The 23,880-nt window shown below is 41.1% G+C and carries 27 protein-coding genes; 7 read left to right on the top strand and 20 right to left on the bottom strand.

All coding sequences use genetic code 11. The features are described 5' to 3' along the window. Positions 1-49: 49 nt before the first annotated feature. A complete protein-coding gene (locus tag WDB87_RS05580; RefSeq protein WP_286245824.1) occupies positions 50-1,861 on the bottom strand; it encodes an assimilatory sulfite reductase (NADPH) flavoprotein subunit in 1,812 nt (603 codons plus the stop codon). A 306-nt stretch (positions 1,862-2,167) separates the two neighbouring features. Between WDB87_RS05580 and WDB87_RS05575 the strand changes: the two genes are divergently transcribed. Continuing rightward, entirely contained in the window at positions 2,168-3,793 is a 1,626-nt protein-coding gene (locus WDB87_RS05575) for an endonuclease (protein WP_337849326.1), read from the top strand. 30 nt (positions 3,794-3,823) lie between these two features. On the opposite strand, the gene WDB87_RS05570 is transcribed toward WDB87_RS05575, so the two are convergent. Continuing rightward, positions 3,824-4,420: a hypothetical protein gene (locus WDB87_RS05570; RefSeq protein WP_337849325.1), complete on the bottom strand. Its 597-nt coding sequence runs from the start codon at positions 4,418-4,420 to the stop codon at positions 3,824-3,826. A gap of 105 nt (positions 4,421-4,525) precedes the next feature. After that, positions 4,526-4,999 carry a hypothetical protein gene (locus WDB87_RS05565; protein WP_337849324.1) on the bottom strand — a complete coding sequence of 158 codons (474 nt, stop codon included), beginning with the start codon at positions 4,997-4,999 and terminating at the stop codon, positions 4,526-4,528. 181 nt (positions 5,000-5,180) lie between these two features. Between WDB87_RS05565 and WDB87_RS05560 the strand changes: the two genes are divergently transcribed. Beyond that, positions 5,181-5,726 (top strand): helix-turn-helix domain-containing protein, encoded by a 546-nt coding sequence (locus WDB87_RS05560; protein WP_337849323.1) that lies wholly within the window; start codon positions 5,181-5,183, stop codon positions 5,724-5,726. 262 nt (positions 5,727-5,988) lie between these two features. On the opposite strand, the gene rpsQ is transcribed toward WDB87_RS05560, so the two are convergent. Genes rpsQ through rpsJ form a run of 11 tightly spaced genes read right to left on the bottom strand, consistent with a single transcriptional unit; the run spans position 5,989 to position 10,956 of the window. Next, positions 5,989-6,246 carry a 30S ribosomal protein S17 gene (rpsQ, locus tag WDB87_RS05555; RefSeq protein ID WP_006791355.1) on the bottom strand — a complete coding sequence of 86 codons (258 nt, stop codon included), beginning with the start codon at positions 6,244-6,246 and terminating at the stop codon, positions 5,989-5,991. Further along, entirely contained in the window at positions 6,246-6,437 is a 192-nt protein-coding gene (gene rpmC, locus WDB87_RS05550; RefSeq protein WP_004588692.1) for a 50S ribosomal protein L29, read from the bottom strand. Before rpmC ends, rpsQ begins: the two co-directional genes overlap by 1 nt. Next, complete coding sequence (gene rplP / locus WDB87_RS05545; protein ID WP_002957890.1) at positions 6,437-6,850, bottom strand: 50S ribosomal protein L16; 414 nt, start codon at positions 6,848-6,850, stop codon at positions 6,437-6,439. The genes rpmC and rplP overlap by 1 nt, the downstream gene beginning before the upstream one ends. Positions 6,851-6,862: 12 nt before the next feature. Continuing rightward, positions 6,863-7,564 (bottom strand): 30S ribosomal protein S3, encoded by a 702-nt coding sequence (gene rpsC, locus WDB87_RS05540; RefSeq protein ID WP_004588691.1) that lies wholly within the window; start codon positions 7,562-7,564, stop codon positions 6,863-6,865. Between the two features lie 11 nt (positions 7,565-7,575). After that, a complete protein-coding gene (rplV, locus tag WDB87_RS05535; protein ID WP_004588690.1) occupies positions 7,576-7,908 on the bottom strand; it encodes a 50S ribosomal protein L22 in 333 nt (110 codons plus the stop codon). Between the two features lie 14 nt (positions 7,909-7,922). Then, entirely contained in the window at positions 7,923-8,201 is a 279-nt protein-coding gene (gene rpsS, locus WDB87_RS05530) for a 30S ribosomal protein S19 (protein WP_010376377.1), read from the bottom strand. Positions 8,202-8,217: 16 nt separating this feature from the next. Next, entirely contained in the window at positions 8,218-9,042 is an 825-nt protein-coding gene (rplB, locus tag WDB87_RS05525; protein WP_089346354.1) for a 50S ribosomal protein L2, read from the bottom strand. A gap of 17 nt (positions 9,043-9,059) precedes the next feature. Next, entirely contained in the window at positions 9,060-9,362 is a 303-nt protein-coding gene (gene rplW / locus WDB87_RS05520) for a 50S ribosomal protein L23 (RefSeq protein WP_004588687.1), read from the bottom strand. After that, complete coding sequence (rplD, locus tag WDB87_RS05515; protein WP_004588686.1) at positions 9,359-9,964, bottom strand: 50S ribosomal protein L4; 606 nt, start codon at positions 9,962-9,964, stop codon at positions 9,359-9,361. The genes rplW and rplD overlap by 4 nt, the downstream gene beginning before the upstream one ends. Positions 9,965-9,981: 17 nt before the next feature. After that, on the bottom strand, positions 9,982-10,617 hold the full coding sequence (rplC, locus tag WDB87_RS05510) for a 50S ribosomal protein L3 (RefSeq protein ID WP_004588685.1): 636 nt from the start codon (positions 10,615-10,617) through the stop codon (positions 9,982-9,984). Between the two features lie 27 nt (positions 10,618-10,644). Further along, a complete protein-coding gene (rpsJ, locus tag WDB87_RS05505; RefSeq protein ID WP_002957900.1) occupies positions 10,645-10,956 on the bottom strand; it encodes a 30S ribosomal protein S10 in 312 nt (103 codons plus the stop codon). Between the two features lie 413 nt (positions 10,957-11,369). Here rpsJ and plsB point away from each other — a divergent pair, with 413 nt between their 5' ends. Then, entirely contained in the window at positions 11,370-13,808 is a 2,439-nt protein-coding gene (plsB, locus tag WDB87_RS05500) for a glycerol-3-phosphate 1-O-acyltransferase PlsB (protein WP_337849322.1), read from the top strand. Between the two features lie 130 nt (positions 13,809-13,938). Here plsB and tesB read toward each other — a convergent pair whose 3' ends face one another. Beyond that, positions 13,939-14,796: an acyl-CoA thioesterase II gene (tesB, locus tag WDB87_RS05495; protein ID WP_286245816.1), complete on the bottom strand. Its 858-nt coding sequence runs from the start codon at positions 14,794-14,796 to the stop codon at positions 13,939-13,941. A gap of 79 nt (positions 14,797-14,875) precedes the next feature. Here tesB and WDB87_RS05490 point away from each other — a divergent pair, with 79 nt between their 5' ends. Then, complete coding sequence (locus WDB87_RS05490) at positions 14,876-15,334, top strand: EVE domain-containing protein (protein WP_337849321.1); 459 nt, start codon at positions 14,876-14,878, stop codon at positions 15,332-15,334. Positions 15,335-15,456: 122 nt separating this feature from the next. Beyond that, a complete protein-coding gene (locus WDB87_RS05485) occupies positions 15,457-16,488 on the top strand; it encodes a cytosolic protein (RefSeq protein ID WP_337849320.1) in 1,032 nt (343 codons plus the stop codon). A gap of 1 nt (position 16,489) precedes the next feature. Here WDB87_RS05485 and WDB87_RS05480 read toward each other — a convergent pair whose 3' ends face one another. Continuing rightward, positions 16,490-16,687, bottom strand: coding sequence for a PLDc N-terminal domain-containing protein (locus tag WDB87_RS05480; protein ID WP_286245813.1), 198 nt, complete (start codon positions 16,685-16,687; stop codon positions 16,490-16,492). Positions 16,688-16,706: 19 nt separating this feature from the next. Further along, entirely contained in the window at positions 16,707-17,774 is a 1,068-nt protein-coding gene (locus WDB87_RS05475; RefSeq protein WP_337849319.1) for a potassium channel family protein, read from the bottom strand. A 225-nt stretch (positions 17,775-17,999) separates the two neighbouring features. Here WDB87_RS05475 and WDB87_RS05470 point away from each other — a divergent pair, with 225 nt between their 5' ends. Continuing rightward, positions 18,000-19,313 carry a short-chain fatty acid transporter gene (locus WDB87_RS05470; RefSeq protein ID WP_337849318.1) on the top strand — a complete coding sequence of 438 codons (1,314 nt, stop codon included), beginning with the start codon at positions 18,000-18,002 and terminating at the stop codon, positions 19,311-19,313. Positions 19,314-19,395: 82 nt separating this feature from the next. On the opposite strand, the gene WDB87_RS05465 is transcribed toward WDB87_RS05470, so the two are convergent. Both WDB87_RS05465 and WDB87_RS05460 read right to left on the bottom strand, forming a co-directional pair. Next, positions 19,396-20,136, bottom strand: a complete 741-nt coding sequence (locus tag WDB87_RS05465) for a CPBP family intramembrane glutamic endopeptidase (RefSeq protein ID WP_337849317.1) — start codon at positions 20,134-20,136, stop codon at positions 19,396-19,398. A gap of 176 nt (positions 20,137-20,312) precedes the next feature. Then, a complete protein-coding gene (locus tag WDB87_RS05460) occupies positions 20,313-21,329 on the bottom strand; it encodes a metalloprotease (protein ID WP_337849316.1) in 1,017 nt (338 codons plus the stop codon). Positions 21,330-21,511: 182 nt separating this feature from the next. On the opposite strand from WDB87_RS05460, the gene WDB87_RS05455 reads away from it, so the two are divergent. Then, positions 21,512-22,729 (top strand): EAL domain-containing response regulator, encoded by a 1,218-nt coding sequence (locus tag WDB87_RS05455; RefSeq protein ID WP_337849315.1) that lies wholly within the window; start codon positions 21,512-21,514, stop codon positions 22,727-22,729. An 18-nt stretch (positions 22,730-22,747) separates the two neighbouring features. Here WDB87_RS05455 and WDB87_RS05450 read toward each other — a convergent pair whose 3' ends face one another. Continuing rightward, the gene (locus WDB87_RS05450) at positions 22,748-23,824 is read right to left on the bottom strand and encodes a hemolysin family protein (protein ID WP_337849314.1); all 1,077 of its coding nucleotides are present in this window, start codon (positions 23,822-23,824) and stop codon (positions 22,748-22,750) included. Between the last annotated feature and the right edge of the window lie 56 nt (positions 23,825-23,880).

Raw genomic sequence — 23,880 nt, 5'->3', positions numbered from 1 at the left:
AATTTGTTACAGTGACGGCTGCTAGCTGTTAATAAAATAAGAAACGTGATTAATACACGTCTTTCTGATAGCGGTTGGCGCTACGTAAGTCTTTTAAATATTGCTCTGCGTCTTCGTAGCTTTTGCCGGTGTTTTCGCTGATGATATCAACCAAGGCATTGTGTACATCTTTTGCCATGCGGTTTGCATCACCACACACATAAAAATGCGCGCCTGCTTCTAGCCACTCAAAAATTTCTTTTGAGTTTTTGCGTAGTTTGTCTTGTACGTATACTTTTTCGGCTTGGTCACGGCTAAATGCAACGTCAACTTTGCTTAATAGGCCTGATTTTAAATAACCTTGGATTTCTACTTGGTACAAGAAGTCTTGTGTAAAGTGTGGGTTACCGAAAAACAGCCAATTTTTGCCTTGTGCTTCTCGCGAGTCACGCTCTTGTAAAAATGCACGGAATGGCGCAATACCGGTACCTGGGCCAACCATAATAATGGGGGTATTATCATCGCTAGGTAAACGGAAGTTATCGTTGTGCTCACTAAATACTTTAACTTTACACCCTTCTTCGGCACGGCGCGCTAAATAACCAGAGCATCCACCTAAATGTTCGCTGCCAAAGGCGTCAAACTCAACTAAACCTACCGTTAAGTGCACCTCTTCTTCAACCTCGCTTTGGCTTGAAGCGATTGAGTATAAGCGCGCTTGTAGTTTACGTAGGCAATCGACTAAGGCTTGTGCATCTATTTTTGCAGGATTTTGTGCCACTACATCAAAGATTTGACGAGGTTCAATATACTCACGCATAGCAGCTTTATCTTCAACAAGCTTAAGTAGCTCAGGCGTGCCCGTTGCAACTGCGTATTTTTCTACAAAGCCTGGGTATGACTGAGTAAGCTCTAACTTTTCGATTAATGCATCGCGAATAGACAATGACTCTTCGCCCACTTTTACCTGTGCACTTGCATCGATTTGCGTGTGTGTTAGTAGCTCATCTACGCGCATTTCATCATTTAAAAAATACACGCCTAATGAGTCACCAGGTAAGTAGGTGATGTCTGAGCCTTCAAGCGAAATCTCAACATGGCGTACATCTTTTGTAGAATCGCGCCCTGTAATTTTTTGTACGGTAACAAGCTCTGCCGCAAATGGGTTTTGCTTAGTGTATTGGCTTGCTGCCGCTGTTGGCGCGCCAAATGGCATAGATACAACTTGCCCACCCGCAGCACCTTGCTGTGCATTTAAATCAGGTTCAAATGCATCAAGTGCACCGGCGATCCACGTTGCTGCCTCATCATCGTAATCAACGTCTAGGTCGGCACGTTGAAAAATGGTTTCTGCACCTAGTTTGTTTAAACGCTCTTCAAAATCTTTTGCTGTTTGGCAGAAAAACTCATAACTAGAGTCGCCTAAACCCAGTACTGCTACTTTAACACCATCAAGCTTAGGCGCTTTTTTGGTGGTTAAAAATTCATATAGGGTTTCAGCATCTTCAGGTGGTTCACCCTCACCGTAGGTAGAGACAACAACGGTTAAAAACTTTTCTTTTTTCAGGGCTGTAGGTTTGTAGTCTGCCATGCTCACAAGTTTTACAGCTAAACCGCGCGATTCAGCTTGTTCTTTAAGCTTAGTTGCCACACCTTTTGCGTTACCCGTTTGCGAACCATACAAAATAGTTAGTGGCGCAGCATCGCTTGCAGCCGCAGTGGGAGCTTGCCCACCAAGAGCTGACGCGTTTGCATTTGCAGCTAAGTAACCACTTACCCACGCTTGCTGAATCGGATTAAGTTCTGCCACTAAGCCTTGCAGCTTTTGTACTTGCTCTTGCGATAGCGGGCTTGCCGCTGCGTTAAGTTGACCTAACAACATGAATTTGTTCCCCATAACCCTGAAAATTACTGACAGCCAACATTAAGTGCTGTTCAAAATGAGTTTTACCTCACCCAGAGTAGCTCTGCTTGAGGTTTTATTAGTGTGCAGGATAGCGGGCTATGCGGTGATAAAAAAAGAATAGAATCTGCTTTGTTATTCCATTTAGTTATTAATTTATATTAAGACCTTCAAAAACAGCTTAAAGGCTTATTATTGCTATTTTATTAATTTTGCATTTAACAAATTTGTAACTTTATACAGATAGTGTATGTTATTTACTCAACTATAAAAATAGGAACAATCATGTCACACGGGACATACAAAAATAAGTTACTTAGCACAGCATTACTGATTGCTGCTGCTCCTGCAATGGCCAATGTTACTAATGGTGGCTTTGAACAGTGGACAGGGAATACCCCTGACGCGTGGACAACAATTGACAGCGGTATTAGCTTAGCGCACTCAACCAGCACTGTTAAAGTCGGAAGTAGCGCAGCAGCTGTTAATGTAACAACAGGCTCGCAAAGCAACACTGATTTACTACAGCAAGTGAGTGTGGAGGCTGGTAAAACATATGATTTTTCAGTGGATGTATATCACACTGAAGGGAATATAAGAGCCCGCTTGTATGTAGATGGCTATCAAGGCTACTCAAACCAAGCGCAAACAAATCAATGGCAAACTATTAGCCACAGCTACACGCCAAGCAGTAACAAAACAATTAATGTGGGTTTACGTTTTTACGATATGAGCGGCTTTGATGGCAATGAAACCGTTTACGTGGATAACTTTTTACCCAATACCGATGGCGGCACTTCAGGCAGCTGTAACGACTATAGCCTTACTTTAACACTCAATACCGATAACTACGGGAGCGAAACCAGCTGGGTAGTTAATAACAGTCAAGGTAGCAGCGTAGCTAGTGGCAGTGGTTATGCATCTAATACACAATACAATGAGCAGCTATGCTTAACTGATGGCGCATATACCCTAGTTATAAGTGACAGCTACGGCGACGGTATGTGCTGTAATGTAGGTAATGGAAATTATGTCCTCACCCAAGGCAGCACCACACTTGCCAGTGGCGCAAGTTTTAATAACACAGAAAGTACAACCTTCGAATTGGGCGATAGCGGTGATACAGGCGGCGGCTCTAACCCTACTCCAACAGGTTACTACGTAACAACGCAAGGTTTATCTGGTTATGCGCTAAAAACTGAGCTTTATAACATTATTAAAAATCACAGCTCGCAAGGGTATTCGGCTATTTGGAACTTTTATGATACCTCAGCCCGTGATAAGTACTTTGAAAACGATAATAGTATTTTAGATATGTATAGTGAAAAACCAAATGGTAACGACAGTTATACTTACACCCCAGTGAGCGATCAGTGTGGTACGTATAACAGTGAAGCCGATTGCTACAACCGTGAGCATTCATTCCCTAAAAGCTGGTTTGGTGGCACTGTTGAACCGATGAACTCTGATGTACATCACATCTATGCTACTGACGGTTATGTAAATTCAAAACGCAGTAACTTCCCATTTGGAGAAGTAGCAAGCGCAACCTTCACATCAACAAACGGTAGTAAGTTAGGCAGTGCCGCTAGTTCATTAAATTACTCAGGAACGGTTTTTGAACCCATTGATGAATTTAAAGGTGACTTTGCCCGCGCTTACTTTTACATGGCGACCCGCTACGAAAATGTGATTGGCGCTTGGCAAAATAATACAACTGCCAGTAACGCGGTACTTAACGGTACTAGCAATCAAGTATTCGAAAACTGGGTGGTTACCATGTTACTTAATTGGCATAACGCTGACCCTGTTAGCCAAATGGAGCTTGACCGCAACCAAGCTGCTTATGAATTTCAAGGTAATCGTAACCCGTATATCGATCACCCTGAATTTGTTGAGATGATTTGGTAATAGCTTGGTTATAACTTTTTAGCCCCAGCATTAACTGGGGCTTTTTAATAACTGTACTTTTTGTTTGGCAATAAGTGACGCTACATACTGCTTTTCTAAATCCCACGGATGACGCTTCCAGCCCTTAAAACCAAAACCGATAATGTACACCTGTGCTTGCTGCTTTAAAAAGTACTCTATGGCTAACATTCCTGAACTGGGTGTTTTAGCTTTAATAGCAGGTTTGCCAAACGTATATAAATGTTTTAATAATGCTGTTTTATCGTGCTGGGCGATTCGACTCACGTTTGCATGCGGGCTATATTTACGTATTATTTCATCACCATGGTCAATACAGCCCTTGCGATTGATTAGCTTATAAAAAGGTTGAGTAAATAAGTTAGGTTTTGGGTCAGTGATCATGACATTTTTCAGCTGTGTTATGTCTATATCTGGAAACGCTGCGCACAGTATTGCGCCTTGCTTCCCTTTTCCTACTAGCCATAAATCAGTACATTTTCTGCCTAAGTATGCGGGCATGTTTGCACACATATTAAAGCGCACCACTCTATCAAAGCCGTTAAGGGCTTTACTTACATCCTTTTCAACGGAGCCATTACCTATAATTAACACTGATTGCTTAATCATATTACGATCCTTGTACCTTTATTAACGCATACTAACGTGCCCGCCGCTCTCTACCAGCAAACTTATATTAAACTTTTTTTTCAACCACTCACTGTATAGCAAACATTACTTTTGATTTAAGCCCTGCTCCGCACGCTCTATTGATTCGTAGCGTTTGCCTGTAATTTTTATCAGCCATACTTTATCTGTAAAAGTACGGCTTAAATACACAGTTTGCCCATTTGGGATTTGCGGCATAAAAGAAGAAATAGATTCCCACTTGCCATCAACCTGCTCTTTTAACTTCAAGCTAGCGTTAAAGTGCGACCCCTCTGCGTTTGGCTTTACTTCAAGCGCCGTCATTTGGCGATCATCACCAATTTCTATCATTGCACTTTTATTTAATAGTGTGAGTAGCTGAGGTTGATGGGTAGGACTTAAGTTTTTTAAAGCCTGCTCTATTTTACTATCTACGGTAATCTCATTCTGTAATTTATAAATACTGGCTTTAATTGCAAAAACAGGCTCTGCGTAACTGGGCTTAATAAACAACAGTGAACTGATAAGCACTAAAATAGCGCTAGTAAAATTATTCGACATATTATATCTCCTTATTAAAATCGAATTGAGCATACCTTATATTTTGTTAAATTAAATATAAACTATTAATATTCATAATATTCTTTATATTAATAAGCATGAATATGCGCTTTTAGGCTGTTTATAAATACAAATTTTAGCGATAATAAAACGCTTAATTAATCAAATAAGAGCAAAGGGTATGCAAGCGTTAGGAATGGAGTTAAAGCGCCTTAGAGCAAATAAAAAGTGGACTCAAGCTTTTGCAGCGCGTGAAATTGGAATTCAACAGTCGTACCTTTCAAAGCTTGAAAATGGACAGTTTATCCCCTCAACTGAGGTAATTGAAAAGCTCAAACTTTGCTATGGCGAAGCCTGTATTGATAAATGCCTACCTATAAATTCGGCTATACATAAGCCCTCACACATCATTTTAATTATGAGTCTGACTTTATTTATGTGTGGGCTGATAGCGTGGTTATGTGCAACATATGAAATTTTTTATCCACAAACTTACTTTACCTATCAAGCAAAGTTAGGTGATTTTTTAGCATTTAATGTTACTCAACAATATCAAGGGGAACGCTTTATTGAAGGGGATGTAACCTACCAAATTGTAGGCGAAAGGCAAGTAAGTCGAATCGAGAACCGCTTCTTAGTAGTAGGCTCTGCCATATGCATATTAATATCTATTGTTACAGCTTTGCTTTCACAAAGACATAGGTTTATTAATGTAGAATCCCGATAATGCGTTGTAAGAAATCTTAACGCCCGCAGTGTTAGATCCCCCCTCAAATAAATTAAGTATTATTGCAGGTTGGTAATTTGATTATTGCGTATTATAGGCTCTCTTATGCCAAGCAATGCCCTAAACTCAAGCCACTCTGCGATGCTCATATTCACTTTGGGCAGCTTACAGCCAAAAGCTTACCGCTTATAGCTTCTTTCTATACAAACAAAAAGCCCCGGCTAATGCCAGGGCTTTTTACAAAACTAACTTAATTTAAAAATTAAGCTTGCTTTGGACTAGAAACAACGTCTACTAAAGTCCAAGATTTATTCTTAGAAATTGGCGCGCATTCACGGATAGTAACTACGTCACCCGCTTTTGCTGTGTTGTTTTCGTCATGTACGTGTAGCTTAGTAGTACGTTTGATGAATTTCCCATAGATTGGGTGCTTCACGTAACGTGCGATAGCGATAGTGAAAGATTTTTCCATCTTGTCGCTTACTACACGGCCTTGAAGAGTACGAATTTTATCGCTCATTATTGACCTGCCTTCTGGTTAATAATTGTTTTTACACGCGCGATATCGCGACGTACTGTTCTTAGCGTGTGTGTCTGAGCTAACTGACCAGTGCTTGCTTGCATGCGCAGGTTAAACTGCTCACGAAGAAGTCCTAGAAGTTCAGCATTAAGCTCTTCTACGCTTTTGTCTTTTAGTTCGCTTGCTTTCATCACATTACCGTCCGAGTTACGAAAGTTGTTTTGAATGGCAGTTTACGAGCTGCAAGGTCAAATGCTTCACGAGCAAGCTCTTCAGAAACACCTTCCATTTCGTAAAGTACTTTACCAGGCTGAATTTCAGCAACCCAATATTCAACAGAACCTTTACCTTTACCCATACGAACTTCAAGAGGCTTTTCTGTGATCGGCTTGTCAGGGAAGACACGGATCCAGATTTTACCTTGACGTTTCACGTGACGCGTCATAGCACGACGAGCTGCTTCGATTTGACGAGCAGTCATGCGGCCACGACCAGTAGCTTTCAAACCGAAAGTACCGAAGCTTACTTTGTTACCGTTTTGCGCTAAACCGCGGTTGCGGCCTTTGTGCATTTTACGGAATTTTGTACGTTTTGGCTGTAACATTACTCGCTACCTCTACTTAGCACTTTTTTTGGCTTTCTTTGGTGCGCGTTTAGCTGGCTTCTCTTGCTCTTGTACTAGTGGTAAACCACCAATAACTTCGCCTTTGAAGATCCAAACTTTAACACCAATGATACCATAAGTGGTTAAGGCTTCAGAAGTTGCGTAGTCGATATCAGCACGAAGAGTATGTAGAGGTACACGACCTTCACGATACCATTCTGAACGTGCGATTTCTGCGCCGCCAAGACGACCGCTAACTTCAACTTTGATCCCTTTAGAACCGATGCGCATTGCATTTTGTACCGAACGCTTCATAGCGCGACGGAACATAACACGACGCTCTAGCTGAGAGGCAATGCCGTCTGCTACTAGTTGTGCATCTAATTCTGGTTTACGTACTTCAGAAATATTAATCTGAGCAGGTACACCAGCAATCTTAGTTACCGCTTGACGTAATTTTTCTACGTCTTCGCCTTTTTTACCGATAACAACACCCGGACGAGCCGTATGAATTGTTACACGGATAGATTTAGCTGGACGCTCAATAACGATTTTAGACACAGAAGCCGCTTTTAATTCCTTAGTAAGGAAAGTACGTACTTTGTGATCGCCAAAAAGCTGATCAGAGAAATCTTTAGAACTCGCGTACCAGGTAGAAACCCAAGGTTTAGATATACCTAGGCGAATACCAGTAGGATGAACTTTTTGTCCCATTACTTATACTCCTAGCTATCTGAAACCACAACAGTGATGTGGCTTGTACGCTTAAGGATGCGGTCTGCGCGTCCTTTAGCACGTGGCATAATACGTTTCATTGTAGGACCATCGTCCACAAAAATCGTAGTTACACGAAGCTCATCAATGTCAGCACCTTCGTTATGCTCTGCGTTAGCAATAGCAGACTCAAGTACTTTTTTAACTAATACAGCCGCTTTCTTAGGGCTGTACGCCAGGATTTCTAGAGCGCGATCGACAGGTAATCCGCGGATCTGATCTGCAACTAGACGTGCTTTTTGCGCCGAACCAGAGGCGAATTTATGTTTAGCTAATGCTTGCATTTATCATTCCCCTCTTAACGTTTCTTCGCTTTCTTATCCGCAGCATGGCCGCGGTAAGTGCGAGTTGGTGCAAATTCACCCAGTTTGTGACCGATCATTTCGTCTGTGATAAACACAGGAACGTGCTGACGACCATTATGGACAGCGATGGTCAATCCGATCATGTTAGGTATGATCATTGAACGACGGCTCCAAGTTTTAATTGGCTTCTTGTCACCGCTTTCCAACGCTTTCTCTACCTTCTTCAGCAAGTGTAGGTCTATAAATGGACCCTTCTTGAGAGAACGTGGCATGGCTATTCCTCAACTATTATTTAGTACGACGACGTACGATGAATTTATCAGTACGCTTGTTCTTACGTGTCTTAGCACCTTTAGTCGGCTTACCCCATGGAGACACAGGATGACGACCACCAGATGTACGACCTTCACCACCACCGTGTGGGTGATCTACCGGGTTCATGGCAACACCACGAACTGTCGGACGGATACCACGCCAGCGATTTGCACCTGCTTTACCAAGTGAACGAAGCATATGCTCAGCATTGCCTACTTCACCTAGTGTTGCACGACAATCAGATTGTACTTTACGAACTTCGCCAGAACGAAGACGTAATGTTACGTATTGACCATCACGCGCAAGGATTTGAACGTATGCACCAGCAGAACGTGCGATTTGAGCACCTTTACCTGGTTTTAATTCTACGTTGTGAACAGTCGAACCTACAGGCATATTGCGCATTGGTAATGCATTACCAGGTTTAATTGGTGCATCAACACCAGACTGGATTGCATCGCCAGCTTTTAAGCCTTTTGGTGCGATAATGTAACGACGCTCACCGTCTGCATATAATACAAGAGCGATGTTTGCGCTACGATTTGGATCATATTCTAAACGCTCAACAGTAGCAGGAATGCCATCTTTAGTACGTTTAAAATCGATTACACGGTAATGATGCTTATGACCACCACCAATGTGACGAACCGTAATACGACCGTTGTTATTACGACCACCTGATTTAGAGTTTTTCTCTAAAAGTGGAGCGTAAGGTTTACCCTTATGTAAATCTGGGTTAACCACTTTAACTAGGTGACGACGACCCGCAGAAGTTGGTTTACACTTTTGAAGTGCCATAATTCTAACTCCCCTTATTACTCGGCGCCGCCGACAAAGTCTAGCTCGCTACCTTCTTTAAGAGTAACGTAAGCTTTCTTCCAGTCGCTACGACGACCGAAACGCATGCCTGTACGTTTTGTTTTACCCTTAACGTTAAGTGTGCGAACACCAGTTACTTCTACTTCAAAAAGCTTCTCAACTGCTGCTTTAATTTCAGCTTTAGTTGCGTCATTTGTTACTTTAAAAACAATAGTATTGTTTTCTTCAGCAGCAATTGTGCTTTTTTCAGAGATATGTGGAGCAAGGATCACTTTTAAAAGACGTTCTTCACGGATCATGCTAGCGCCTCCTCAAGTTGCTTAACAGCAGCAGCTGTAATAAGTACCTTGTCGAAAGCAATTAAGCTTACAGGATCGATACCAGCTACATCACGCGTGTCAACCTTGTACAGGTTACGTGCCGATAAGAAAAGATTTTCATCTACTTCTTCAGTCACGATAAGAACATCTTTAAGCTCAAGTTCTTTAAGCTTAGAAACTAGTTCTTTAGTTTTTGGTGCTTCTAAACCAAAGCTTTCAACAACGATTAAACGCTCTTGACGAACTAATTCAGATAAGATGCTTTTGATCGCACCGCGGTACATTTTACGGTTTACTTTTTGGCTGTGGTCTTGTGGTTTAGCTGCGAAGCTAACGCCACCTGAACGCCAAATTGGGCTACGGATTGTACCAGCACGTGCACGGCCAGTACCTTTTTGAGCCCATGGTTTTTTACCACCACCGCTTACTTCAGAACGTGTCTTCTGAGCACGAGTACCTTGACGAGCACCTGCTGCGTATGCAACAACTACTTGGTGTACTAATGCTTCGTTAAACTCACGTCCAAAAGTAGCTTCAGAAACTTCAAGAGCGCCAGAAGCGTCTTTAATTGCTAATTCCATCACTAAATCTCCAGGACTTATGCTTTAACAGCTGGTTTAACGATAACGTCACCGCCGATAGCGCCAGGTACTGCACCTTTAACTAAAAGCAAGTTACGCTCAGCGTCAACGCGAACTAGTTCTAAGTTTTGAGTCGTTACACGCTCAGCACCCATATGACCGGCCATTTTCTTACCTTTAAACACCTTACCAGGTGATTGGTTTTGACCGATTGAACCAGGAGCACGGTGAGATAGAGAGTTACCGTGAGTAGCGTCTTGCATGCTGAAATTCCAGCGCTTAACACCACCTTGGAAACCTTTACCTTTAGAAGTACCGGTTACGTCAACTTTGTTGATTTCGTTGAATAATTCAACAGTAAGCTCAGCGCCTACTTCAAAATCGCCTTCACCACCATTTAGGCGGAATTCCCACAGACCGCGACCCGCTTCAACACCAGCTTTAGCGAAGTGACCCGCTGCGGCTTTGTTTACACGGCTTGCTTTTTTAGTGCCTGCGGTTACTTGAAGCGCGTTATAACCGTCAGTTGCGTCAGATTTGATCTGAGCAATGCGGTTAGGAGTCGCTTCGATAACTGTCACAGGGATAGATACACCATCTTCAGTGAAGATACGTGTCATACCCACTTTACGACCGACTAGACCTAATGCCATTTTCCTATAACCTCTCTAATCTTTCGATTAACCCAGGCTGATTTGAACATCAACACCAGCAGCAAGATCTAAACGCATTAATGCGTCAACAGTCTTGTCAGTTGGTTCTACGATGTCGATCAGACGTTTATGGGTGCGGATCTCGTACTGATCACGCGCATCTTTGTTTACGTGCGGTGAAGTTAGTACAGTAAAACGTTCAAAGCGTGTAGGTAGTGGAATTGGACCACGTACTTGTGCGCCTGTGCGTTTCGCAGTTTCCACGATTTCCGCCGTTGATTGGTCAATCAAACGGTGGTCAAAAGCTTTTAGGCGAATACGAATGCGTTGATTTGACATTCTTAAACCTCAATATAAAGAGCATTTAAAGAGCATAAAAAAACGACCGAAACAATCTCAATAATTAAGATGCCGGTTGTTGATTTATATCTACGATGAGTTCCAAATCGGAACTCCTGTTTATTAGCTTGAAATCCAAGCTTAATTTATCCCTTCAAGTTCCAGAGGAATCTTGAAAGCCTGCGTATTATAGTGATATTGGTGATAAATGCAACAACTAATTGCAAATTAATTACGGGACTTGTGCTGTATAAATAACCTCCATTAGCTATTAATAGCTATAATTGAACTGCTAAGCGTCGCAACAGTCTTATGTTTACAATTTAATCAATTGCGTAAATTACAGGATTTTATAGATATTATGATATCCTATGCGCTAATTTTGCTTTTAACACTCTCAATATGGTGAGTCGATGCGTTTATTAAATTATTGTTTGAATTTTCTTACTAGCTGCGTAAGCCGTATTTTGGTAAAAAGTAAGGTCCTACCGCAAAGCCCAATAGAACAATATGACCTTAACCCTGAACACCCTACTTTTTATATAGTACGTTTAAATTCGCGTTTCGATTTGGCGGCGCTCACTAATGTGTGTAAAAAGCATGGTTTACCTGATCCAAGCGACTATCAAACACTAGGAAACCAAGAGCTTGAACGTTTTATAGGTATAAAAAACCCACCACCGTTATTTGGTGACACTGCAAAACCAACTGCAGCATTATCGCAAGGTAAGCAAATAGTAGAGCACCTATTAAATAGCGGCCAAAAAAATGTACAGGTTGTGCCAGTTACTATTTTATGGGGGCGCGACCCAGGTAAAGAAAAGCCGGGAATTCGTACTTTAATTACCCACTCTCTTACCCCGAGCTGGTTTAGAAAGTTTTTTGTTGTGTTGTTCTCTGGACGCGATAACTTTATTCGCTTTAGCCAGCCGCTCGATTTATCACTTATTGTGAACGAGAAAGCCGACGTAAACGAGTTACCGCAAAAACTATTGCGCGTTGCTCGTGTACACTTTAAGCGCCAAAAACTTGCGGCTACTGGCCCTAAAATGCCTTCACGCGAGCAATTATTTAACTCACTTTTAGCTTCGCCCACAATAAAAAAAGCGATTCAAGATGAAGCTAAATCAAAAGGGATAAGCCAAACCGAAGCCCGTCAAAATGCATTAAAGCTACTCGATGAGATTGCGGCTAATTACTCTGAGGCAATGATACGCGTAGGCGATAGAATCTTAACGTGGCTTTGGACTAAGCTCTACAACGGTATAGATATAAAATACACCGAACAAATTCATGAGCTAACCAATAAAGGCCACGAGATAATCTATATGCCGTGTCATCGTAGCCACATGGATTACTTGTTACTTACCTATGCTATATACCACCAGGGCTTAGTGCCGCCCCATATTGCTGCAGGTATTAATCTTAACTTTTTCCCTGCCGGCGGTATTTTTCGCCGCTCAGGCGCATTTTTTATCCGCCGCTCGTTTGCCGGTAATAAGCTATATTCAGCGGTATTTAAAGAATATTTAAGCCAGCTATTTATTAAAGGCTACTCAGTTAAGTTTTACACTGAAGGTGGCCGCAGCCGCACAGGCCGATTACTACCGCCAAAAACCGGTATGCTCGCCATGACGTTGCAAGCCATGCTGCGAGGTATAGACCGCCCTGTATCTATAGTGCCGGTATATATTGGTTACGAGCATGTGATGGAAATTAATACCTACTTAAAAGAGCTTGCCGGTAAAGATAAAAAAGGTGAGTCTATTTTTGGTATTTTTAAAGCCATTAAAAACCTTAAAAACTATGGCCGTGGTTACTTAAACTTTGGCGATCCTATTTCGATTAACCAATACTTAAACGATAACCAACCTGATTGGCGCGATGCTGTGCATCCAACTGATGTACAAAAGCCACAATGGTTAGGGCCGCAAGTAGCGGCGCTTGCCGACCAAGTAATGGTAAAAATTAATAATGCCGCAGCACTTAACGCTGTGAATTTACTGGCTATGATTTTGCTAGTTAACGATAAGCACGCGTTAAGTAAACCTAAGCTATTAGCACAACTTGATTTTTACTTACGCTTACAGCGTGATGCTAGCTACAGCGACAAAGTTACTGCGCCCGATGAAACACCAGAGCAACTATTAACGCACGCCATTAAGCTTAATAAGTTTGATGTGATTAGCGATGAGTTTGGTGAAATTATTGCCATAAACGATAAAGAAAAAACTTTGTTTAACTATTATCGTAATAATATTTTGCACTTATTTGCGGTGCCAAGCCTGATTGCTTTGCACTTATTTAAGCAACACAGTAGTACCGTTGAGCAATGCCAAAAGCTTGTTTCTGCTTTTTACCCTTTATTTGCCAAAGAGTGGTATTTACAGCCACTTGATGAAAACTATATTACGCGTATTTTGGCCAACTTTAGCGATCAAAACTTAATTGAGCTTGATGGCGATACTATTCATGTAACTAACACTAACGACTCTTTAGCTAAACTTGAAATGCTAGGTAGGTCGCTTAGCTTTACGTTGCAACGTTATGCCATTGTAGTGGGCTTTATCCAAACCAGTAACGGAATTGAAAAAGCTGAACTGGAGCGTGAAAGCCAAGTACTAGCAAACCGTTTAGGCACCTTACACGGCATTAAAACTCCGGAGTTTTTTGATAAAAAAGTGCTGGTAAGCTTTATTGATAATTTACGCGGTGAGCTACTAATTACTGAAGGTGAAAATGGTATTCACGGTAGCGCGCAACTATGCGAAATATACATGTATTTAAAAACCTTGCTACCGGCTCGTATTTGGCAATCGGTTAGCGATATAGTGCAAGATCAATGTAACTAACGCTAAACATATTAATTAAATACCATTAAAAAGCCTCAACATTCAAAATATTGAGGCTTTTTTATGAGCTTAGCTATTAAACTTAAATGCTCACAAAACACTTTAAATAATAGTAAATAGAGTTATTTACTTAGCGCTGGCGCATAACCCCTTCTTGTATAGTTGATGCGACTAAATTGCCTTCTCGGTCAAAAAACTGGCCTCTCACTAAACCTCGACCAGAGCTAGCGCTTGGGCTATCTATGGTATATAAAATCCAATCGTCCATTCTAAATGGGCGATGAAACCACATAGCATGATCAATCGTTGCCACTTGCATATTTGGCTGCATAAACGATACACCATGCGGCTGTAATGCCGTAGGTAAAAACTCAAAGTCAGAGGCATATGCTAATAAGTAGTTATGAATGCGCTGATCGTCAGGCATTTCACCGTTAGCTTTAATCCAAATATGCTTTACTGGTTCTATAACCTCTGGTTTAAACGGGTTATGAAACGTAACCGGACGCATTTCAATGGGCATTTCGCGAATAAATTTATTACGAATTGCCTCGGGTATGTGGTGGGCATTTTCTTGATAAAACTCAAGCGACGAGCGAAGCTCCTCAGGTGGCGGCACATTTGGCATAGTTGCCTGATGCGATAAGCCCTCTTCTTCACCCTGAAACGACGCAGTCATATAAAAAATAGGTTTACCGTATTGAATAGCGCTTACTCGGCGTGTGCTAAAGCTTTTACCATCGCGGATGGTTTCCACATCGTAAACTATCGGTTTTGCGGCGTCGCCGGGGCGTAAAAAGTAAGAGTGTAATGAATGAACAACACGTCCTTTTGGTAGGGTTTCTTTTGCAGCAGACAACGCCTGCCCCATTACTTGACCACCAAATACCGCTCTAAACCCTAAATCTTGGCTTTGCCCACGATATAAACCTTGTTCAATTTCTTCAAGTGACAATAACGATAATAAATCATCTAATACTTGGCTCATTTGCTGTTCTCTCAATCCCCAGATAAGCTAATGATACTATACAATGCAGCTATGTAAATCTAACTAAATGAGTAACACCATGAATTATTGGCTATTTAAAACTGAGCCTGATGCTTTTTCGATTGATGATTTAAAAACAGCGCCGCAACAAACCACCCTGTGGGAAGGCGTGCGTAATTATCAGGCACGTAACTTTATGCGCGACGATATAAAATTAGGTGACTTAGTATTTATTTACCACTCTAGCTGCAAACACGTAGGCGTTGTGGGCATAGCAACCGTTACTAAAGAAGCCTACCCCGACCCAACTCAGTTTGATTTAAATAGTGACTATTACGATGCGAAAGCCACGCCCGACAAGCCACGCTGGTTTGTAGTTGAAGTAACCTATAAAAGCCATTTAAACAAACGCGTTAGCTTAAAGGACATTAAAGCTAACGAGGCAATTACCGAATTAGCCCTTAAAAAAGCTGGCCGCCTCTCGGTAATGCCAGTCACACAAAACGACTGGGAGCACATAATAGTCATGGGCAATTAAGCTCAGTAAGCAAATATCAAGCTGTAATAGTCGCTAATCATTAACGGGCTATAGCTTGGCTCTGTTTGACCTCTTTTAACTGGGTTTGATACGATCCCCGCCGAGATATAATTGGGGGATTAATGAAATTACTGTATTGGTTAGATGAATGGTTAACGCTTTGTCGTGATGAACAACAAACTAAACTGCCTATGTGTGGTGGCGACTTACTCGGCGATGTGTATGTAAAATACGAATTTGTTGATTTAAATAAACCCCTGCTTTTTACTTTTTCCCCCGCAGGCACTAACGTCCAAGAACACGACCTAACCGATGACTTTGCCCCCTGGGGCTACCACTTAGCGCAAAAGCAAAACGTTAATGTAATTTCATTTCAGCATTTAGGAAAAAGTAATTGGTTTAGAAGCCGCAATTTAATTTTCTTTTTAGAGCAGCTCGCAACGTTACTTGAACCATTTAAATGCCGCTTAGGCTATGGCCTAAGCCGCGGTGGTTTTGCTGTGGGTGCATTTGCTAAATTATTAAAGCTCGACCAGGTTTTATTTTTTCATCCTGTGAGTAGCAAAAATACCGAAATAGTGCCGTGGGATAATCGCTCAAGCACTGAGCTTGCGCAGCAGTTTGATTGGCAAAGTGAATATAACGATGTTGATTTAGGCCATGCTAAGGGGTATATAATTTATGATCCCACCAATAAAATAGACCGCTTACATGCTAAGCGTTACCCGCAGCTTACCCATTTGCGCGTATTTGGTATGGGTCACGGCACTCATGCCAGCTACCTAACTAAGTTTGGGTTTTACAAACAAGTGGCCGTTGATTTTATCCGCCACCAGCAAATCGATATTGCGCAGTTTCGTTTGCAAACTAAAACCCTACGTTTAAAAGAAGAGTATTACCAAAGTCTAAATAAGGCCAATGCAAAATCGCCACACCGTTTAGCGCTACTAAGTACGGCTCATCAAATTTTAGCGGATGAAAAAGAAGAGCATGTGCAAGAACATCAAGCAAAAATAGATATTCAGCCACTGATTGACGTGGCTCTTAAACACCAAGATGAGCATCCTAATGATGCAATTCAATTATTAGAAGTTGCCCAACAAATCGTGCCAGACGACCCACTTGTTGAGCATAAGCTTAAGCAGCTAGAGTAAGCTACTTACGTTTTTTCTTTTTGTGGCCGTGCTTGGGCACAATCGTAAAATACATAAAGAGCCCCAGCCACGAAAAAATAATAACGCCTAATAACCAGCCGTTTTTTTCGTGGCCTTGGGTACGCTTACTGTTAACCACTATCACTACGGGTAATATATAAGCGCTTAAAATAATTATTAAAAATACTACTTCATTCATTATTTAACCTAGGCTTTGGTTATTTTGCCAAGCTTTGCCAATCTACTTCACTTGTCAGTACACGCTCAAGGGCAATGTAGTGCAGTATATCGCCTGCACTGACCTTGTAATCAAGCGGCGGATTTAAATCCATATTTTGTGCACTTAAGTTATGCGCCACCCCTAACAAAATAGCATTATAGTCATGCTTAAAATGGTGAAACAAAGTGCCAAACTCCATTTCTTCGCATTCACTTGGAATAGCTAGGCTAAACTGCGTGTCGCCGTGCAATGTAGATAATAGCTCTTCTTGTACTCGGCTCGAGCCAGGGTCTTGCATTGAACGCACTAAAATCTCTGCTGATTTAGCACTACTGCACTCTACATTTTGGCAATGCTCAAGCAGCATATCTACCTTGGTTTCATCTAAAAAGTGTGCACTAATATGGCACTCATCTTTAACTAAACGACTAATACGCAACGCCGTAGTAAATGTTTGGTCGTCATCTTGGCCATCAATAATAATTTTGTCGGCACGGCTTATAGCTACACGCTTAAGCTCTTCTAAATCGGTAAAACTGGTTAGGCGAGCAAAATCGACGTTTTCGTTAGTTAAAAACGGATGATCCATTTGCTCGGTCACCGCCAATAAAATACGGCGGTCGGTACGTTTGGTATCAGCAAGGATATAATCAATCATTTTTTTTGTGCGGGTATCGTGCCAGCCAAAAATAATAATGTGGTTGTTACTGTGAGCAAAATTTTTATCACCAGTCATAGCGCGCCTAATTAAGTAAGTCACTGTTTGCCCTGTTTTTCCTAACAGAACGCCAAATAAAGCTAATCCAAACGGAATTTGTATTAAAGCCACTACCCAACGCCCCAGCTCGCTGGTTGGGCTAAAATCGCCGTAACCCACTGTTGAGGTAGTTACTGTGTAGTAGTAAAAAAAGGTCGTAAACGAGGTAAGCGCTTGCTCATTTGCAATAAATAGCAGCCCCCAAGTCACTAACATATGAGCAAGTATTGCAAGCACCACGGCTTGCCAGCTCAGCTGATCGATATGAGCACGAACAAGTAGCGCTAGCCTCTTAAATATTACCGGCATGATACAAAATCTTTGTTAGTAAATTATCTATAAACAGTACGTTACTGTAAGCCATGCTTTTAAGCAACGTTTAAGCCTTTAAGTAAGGCCTGTTACCCTTTTAGGATTAAATTTTGTTCAACCTATAAGATACTCAGGCCTTAAAATATAAGACTAAATGCGGGTTTGCTAATGTGCTAAGAGCATGATTAATTATAATAAGACTAAAAAACACACAGACACATTATGCTTAATAAAATTGCCACACCGTTTACCAAATTAGTAGAGCGCTTCTTACCCGACCCTTTTATATTTGTCATATTGCTGAGCTTAATTACTTTACTCTCTGCCAGTATTTTTACCCCCGCAACACATATTGAAGTTATTAACGCATGGGGGAGTGGTTTTTGGAACCTATTGAGCTTTGCCATGCAAATGCTGTTAGTGCTTATTACCGGCTATATGCTGGCAAGCACACCGCCTATCAATAAGCTATTAAAAAAACTAGCTACGCTTGCCAATACAGCACCAAAAGCCATTATTTTAGTCACGTTTATTTCATTATTAGCAAGCTGGTTAAATTGGGGATTTGGTTTAGTGATTGGCGCTTTATTTGCTAAAGCTATTGCTAAGCAAACAAAGGTTGATTACAGGTTGCTAGTAGCCAGTGCTTACTCTGGCTTTGTTGTATGGCATGGCGGTTTAGCAGGCTCTATCCCGCTCACCATTGCTACCGAGGGGCACTTTTCACAAAGTAGCATTGGTATAATTAGTACCGAGCAAACCCTGTTTGCTGGTTTTAACATAGCAATATTAATTGGCTTATTTATTATTATGCCGCTGGTTAACCGCTATATGCTACCCAGTGATAAAAACAGCGTATATGTGGACCCAGCGCTAATAAAAGAATCCCCCGCTCATAATGAAAACATAACCCGCCCGGCTCAACATTTAGAACACAGTAAACTGCTTGGCATCGCAATTGGTTTGCTCGGCCTTTTTTATTTGGCGTATTACTTTATATTTGCAGGCGGTAGCCTAAACCTTAATAGCGTTATTGCGATGTTTTTGTTTTTAGCCATTACCTTACACCAAACACCCCATAACTTACTTAATAGCTTACAACAAGCAATCCCTAGCGGCGCAGGCATTGTTATTCAATTTCCATTTTATGCAGGTATTATGGCCGTTATGGTCGATAGTGGTTTAGCGCAGCAAATATCACGTGGTTTTATTACCGTAGCAGATGCCGATAGCTTGCCATTTTTTAGCTTTATAAGTGCAGGTCTCGTTAATATGTTTGTGCCTTCTGGCGGCGGGCAATGGGCAGTACAAGCACCTATTGTTATACCCGCAGCGCAAGAGCTGGGCGCCGATATATCACGCGTTGCTATGGCTGTTGCGTGGGGCGATGCGTGGACTAATTTAATTCAACCCTTTTGGGCATTACCCGTATTGGCAATAGCAGGCTTAAAAGCAAAAGATATTATGGGTTTTTGTGTTGTGCAGTTGTTTGTAACGGGGGTATTTATTGCGTTGATGCTAAGTTTTTATCCATAGGTATTTTAGTAATAAGTAGGCGCGATTTTATATCGCGCTTGCTAGTCACAAGAAAATTAAGCTAACTGACAAGCCATTTATATCACCAAATAATTTCACCTAGCGCTAATAAATTACAGATCATGTGAGCGATAATACAATACCACAGATTATCCGATAAATGACGAATTAACCCCACCAAGCAAGAAAATACAAACAGAGAAATATAAACTTCAACTTGATCATACTGCCCATGTATCAATGTAAACATAATACTTGGGATAATAATTGCACCGCTGACTCCCAAGGCGTTTTTTTTCAGCCTGTAGAATGCAACTCCTCGAAAAACGACTTCCTCAAATATAGGCCCAATAAATACTGCTGCTAAAAACAGCATAATTTTATCTAAAAGCGAGTTTGTTTGTGCTTTAACTTCTAACATAAAATCTGGCAAGGCAACTTCCATAAAACCAAAAAGCCATTGCTCCAGTAAAACGTAAGCCGCTGTTAATAGCACTGTAATAATTAAAGGAAAAAGAGCCACTTTCTCTATTGCTAAGCGCCCAATAACTTCGCTTTTATTTTGCGCATCAAGAGTAGGCTTTAAAAATGGCAACGTAAGTACAGCTGTGAGGAAGATAGATACAAAAACTAAGCCGGGATTCGATTCTAGTTGATCTAAATGTGTAAGGTCATTTAACAATAATGCCCCACCACCCGATAAAAAAATAATCAAGTATGAGACCATTGGGAGCGCCAGTGAAAAAAAGGCCAACCAATAAAGCGTGTACAATAAAGACTCCACTGTATTTTGATTTACATGTTGCTTTATCGCATCATCCATAATTTATCAGTTCCCTGCTGCTTATTATTTTTCATTCTGAATGGGTAGCACCATATCAATTACCCCATAAAGAAACAAGCCAAAACTAACATCTTGAAATCGCTACACAAACCTTAAAAAGTAACGTACAAAAAAATTGTATGGCGAGCAAAATTCGAGCTATCATGCTGTTTTTGCTAGCTCGATAAAATAGTCATCGGCAGGCTCAATATTGGGTTTTCTGAATCGGCAAAGTGCATCATTACAGCTACATGCCCAGCTACTACAATAGCGTACATAGCGGCTGAAAAGCCTTGGCCGTATTTATCAAGCGGCAATAAATGTGAGTAATGTCGGCCTCGCCATTCAAATACGATTTCCAGTGCGCCCACAAACAAAAAGAATACCAGTAACATCAAACCAAATGTGTAGCTCAGCCATAAGCCAAATAACACACCGAGTAAACACACACTCAAACCGACCCAAGAGCGCATTGAAAAGCTGATACTTTTTAGTACATGGCCGCCATCAAGCGGTAAAATGGGTAATAGATTAAATAAGTTAAGTAGTGCGCTTAATACCGCAACACCTGCAAATATCTCCATCTCGGTGGCGTAATAAAGCACTATACCTAGCACTGAGGTAAACAATCCAAATGCAGGGCCCATTAGTGATATAACCACATCTTGCCAGCGCGTTGTTATTTTATCGTCGCTTACAGCAAGCCCGCCTACAAAGGGAATAAGGTAAATACCTTTGGTTTTTATACCAAAGTATTTCATGGCTCTTACGTGCCCATATTCATGCACGACTAAACAGGCAATCAGCATTAATGCGAATTCAATGCTAAATAACCACGCATAGCCAGCAACCGATGCACCTGCCAGCGCCACCTTTATTACTTTTGCACTTTTAAATAACTTAAAACCCAGTGCCGCTAGCCCTAAAAAGCCTTTTTTGGGTGTGTTATTTACCGGTGCAGGTAAAGCAAGCTGAGTAGCAAATACGTCATCAACAAACAACGAAAGTGATTGCTCCTGAATCTGCGAGCTATCTATACCTATTCGCTGGTTGTTTAAAGCAAACTCAACATAATTATCTTTTGGATTTTCAAATGTTATTGCTTGCTGATTATGGAATATTTGTACTATTTTTTGCCCACTTACCATTAACGTTAATGGCTGCTCGGCGAGCATAAGTTCTATTTTTATCATGACTAAAACCAATTAAAACAATGGCGTTAGTATACCGATGAATTTAAAAAACACGAATTGCCTTAAACAATAAGCACAAAAGCACTTAAAAGATAAAAAATAATATAAAACTAAGCTGACAAAAGGCTGATCAGGCGCTATTTTTACAGTACTAATATATTAAGCAGTTACAAGGATAGAGCATGTCGATTTCGGTACCCAATATTTTAGTTGTGGATGACTCTAAGGCAATTTTAATTGTTATGGAGGCCATTTTAAATGAGTTAGGAGTCTCGAATAAAGTTACAAAATGCCTGAGTGCTCAGCAAGCGCTAACTCATGTAACAGACGATATAAACTTTTACGATATTGTATTTACAGATTTAAACATGCCTGAAATGGATGGCATGGAGTTCATCAGAAAGCTAGGCGAGCTTAATTTTACAGGTGCAGTAGTTATAATTTCGGAGATGGATCACAAGGTTATTAATTTAGCTGCAAATTTAGCGCGTCATAGCAATATTCACTTAGTCGCAAATTTAGCTAAGCCTGTACAACTAAACCAAGTAAAAACCGTTTTACAAAAAGCACAACATTTAGCAGTACATAGCGATCATTCCTATACCTCTATTTCAGAAAAAGCATTGCATGAGGCAATAAAATTAAACGAAATAACACCTTACTATCAGCCCAAAATAAATTCTCAAACCAGTGAAATAGAAAGTATTGAAGTATTAGCGCGCATAGTTAAAACGGATACTGGCGAAATCATCGCACCCAACCGCTTTATTTCATTATCGGAGCAATGCGGATTAATTAATCAAATTACCTTTAGCTTATTTGAACAAGCCACCAGCGATTTAAAAGCCATACGCACAAGTATTGCCGCGCACCTAAAACTGGCTTTTAACCTATCACCTACGCAATTAGATGATTTAAGCTGCCCTAATAAGCTAATGCTTATTTTACAGCTCAATGAGTTATCACCAAGTGATATTATTTTAGAAATCACCGAGCAGCATGCGCTATCTAGCCTTTCTCAGCTAGAAACGCTAAACAGATTAAGAATGCATGGCTTTGGTATATCATTAGATGACTTTGGGGTGGGCTTTACCAATATGAACCAGCTCAAACGCCTGCCTTTTACTGAAATAAAAATTGACCGTACACTTATTAGTAATATTGAAACAGATCAGTTCTCGCAAGTAGTCGTTAGTTCTCTGGTTGATATTGCCAGCCAAGAGCAATTAGCCCTAGTGGCTGAGGGCGTGGAGCGCGCTGAAGAGTCGTTGTACTTAAAAAATTACCGCACCAATTTAGCTATGCAGGGTTTTTTATTTACCTGCCCCAAACCCAAAGGCGATTTTATTGAGTGGGCACTAAACTGGGTCAATACTACTGGGGGCACAATTAAACGCTAGCCTTCACTCCCGAGGCAATTACCTGTTGTCTCGGGGCGTATCATCATCATTACTTACTATGTGCTCACTGCTTGCTAAACGCTGGCGCCAACGCTGCTTAGCAACCATTCGCATATTGGTTGACTGGTCACGCTCATCAACAATTTCAAGCCCCATAAGCGCTTCTATCATATCCTCTAGGGTTACAATACCTTGCACATCACCGTACTCATCAACAATTAAACATATATGAGTGCGCTGTTTAAGCAAGGTTTGTAGTAACGACGACACATTATGCCCTTCTGGTACCGTGTGAATAGGCTTTACTAATTTGCTAATTTTATAGTCGGTGCCAAGGCGGTGATAAGCCAACATAATATCGTTTTTATGCACAAAGCCAATAATATCATCGGCATCTTTATCAAATACAAGCACTCGCGAAAACGAAGACGAGCCATGCTCACTCATATACTGATCGACGGTTAAACCTTTATGCACCTTGTACAGTACGGTGCGCGGGGTCATTAAATCACATAATTTAGCATGCCTAAAATGCAGTAAATTACGGATAATTTCAGACTCATCTTGATGAATAGCTCCCGACTCAGTGCCTATATCTGCCATAGCTTCTATTTCTTGGCGAATATAAAAAGCCTCATCGTGCTTGGCACCCATTAAATTAGTGAGCTTTTGAGCAAACCATACAAATGGTTTTAGCGATATTACTAAAAAGCGTAAGGAGTAAGTCACGCTAGGGGTTAAGGCACGCCAATAATTGGCTCCTAAGGTTTTTGGAATGATCTCTGAAAGTACCAATACTAAAAGTGTCATTATGGCAGAAGCAATGCCGACCGCCGCATCTGAAAAAACCACAGCAGCTTGTGCGCCCACGCCTGCAGCACCGGCGGTATGAGCCACGGTGTTAAGCGTTAGTATTGCAGCAAGCGGTTGATCTACATTATTTTTTAGCTTTTCGAGTTGCTTAGCAAGTTCTGGCTGTTTTTTACGTAATAGCGCTACGTAACTCGGCGAAATACTTAATAGCACTGCTTCCATAACTGAACATAAAAAAGAAATGACGATGGCAGCAACCATGTACACAATCAGTAAAGTCACTTTTTCTCCGATGAGTTGAACATATGGGCATGGTAACAATACATGCTATATTTGGC

The organism is Pseudoalteromonas sp. C12FD-1 (assembly GCF_037414265.1).
GTDB lineage: Bacteria > Pseudomonadota > Gammaproteobacteria > Enterobacterales > Alteromonadaceae > Pseudoalteromonas.
This window is presented reverse-complemented; position numbering and strand designations above follow the sequence as displayed.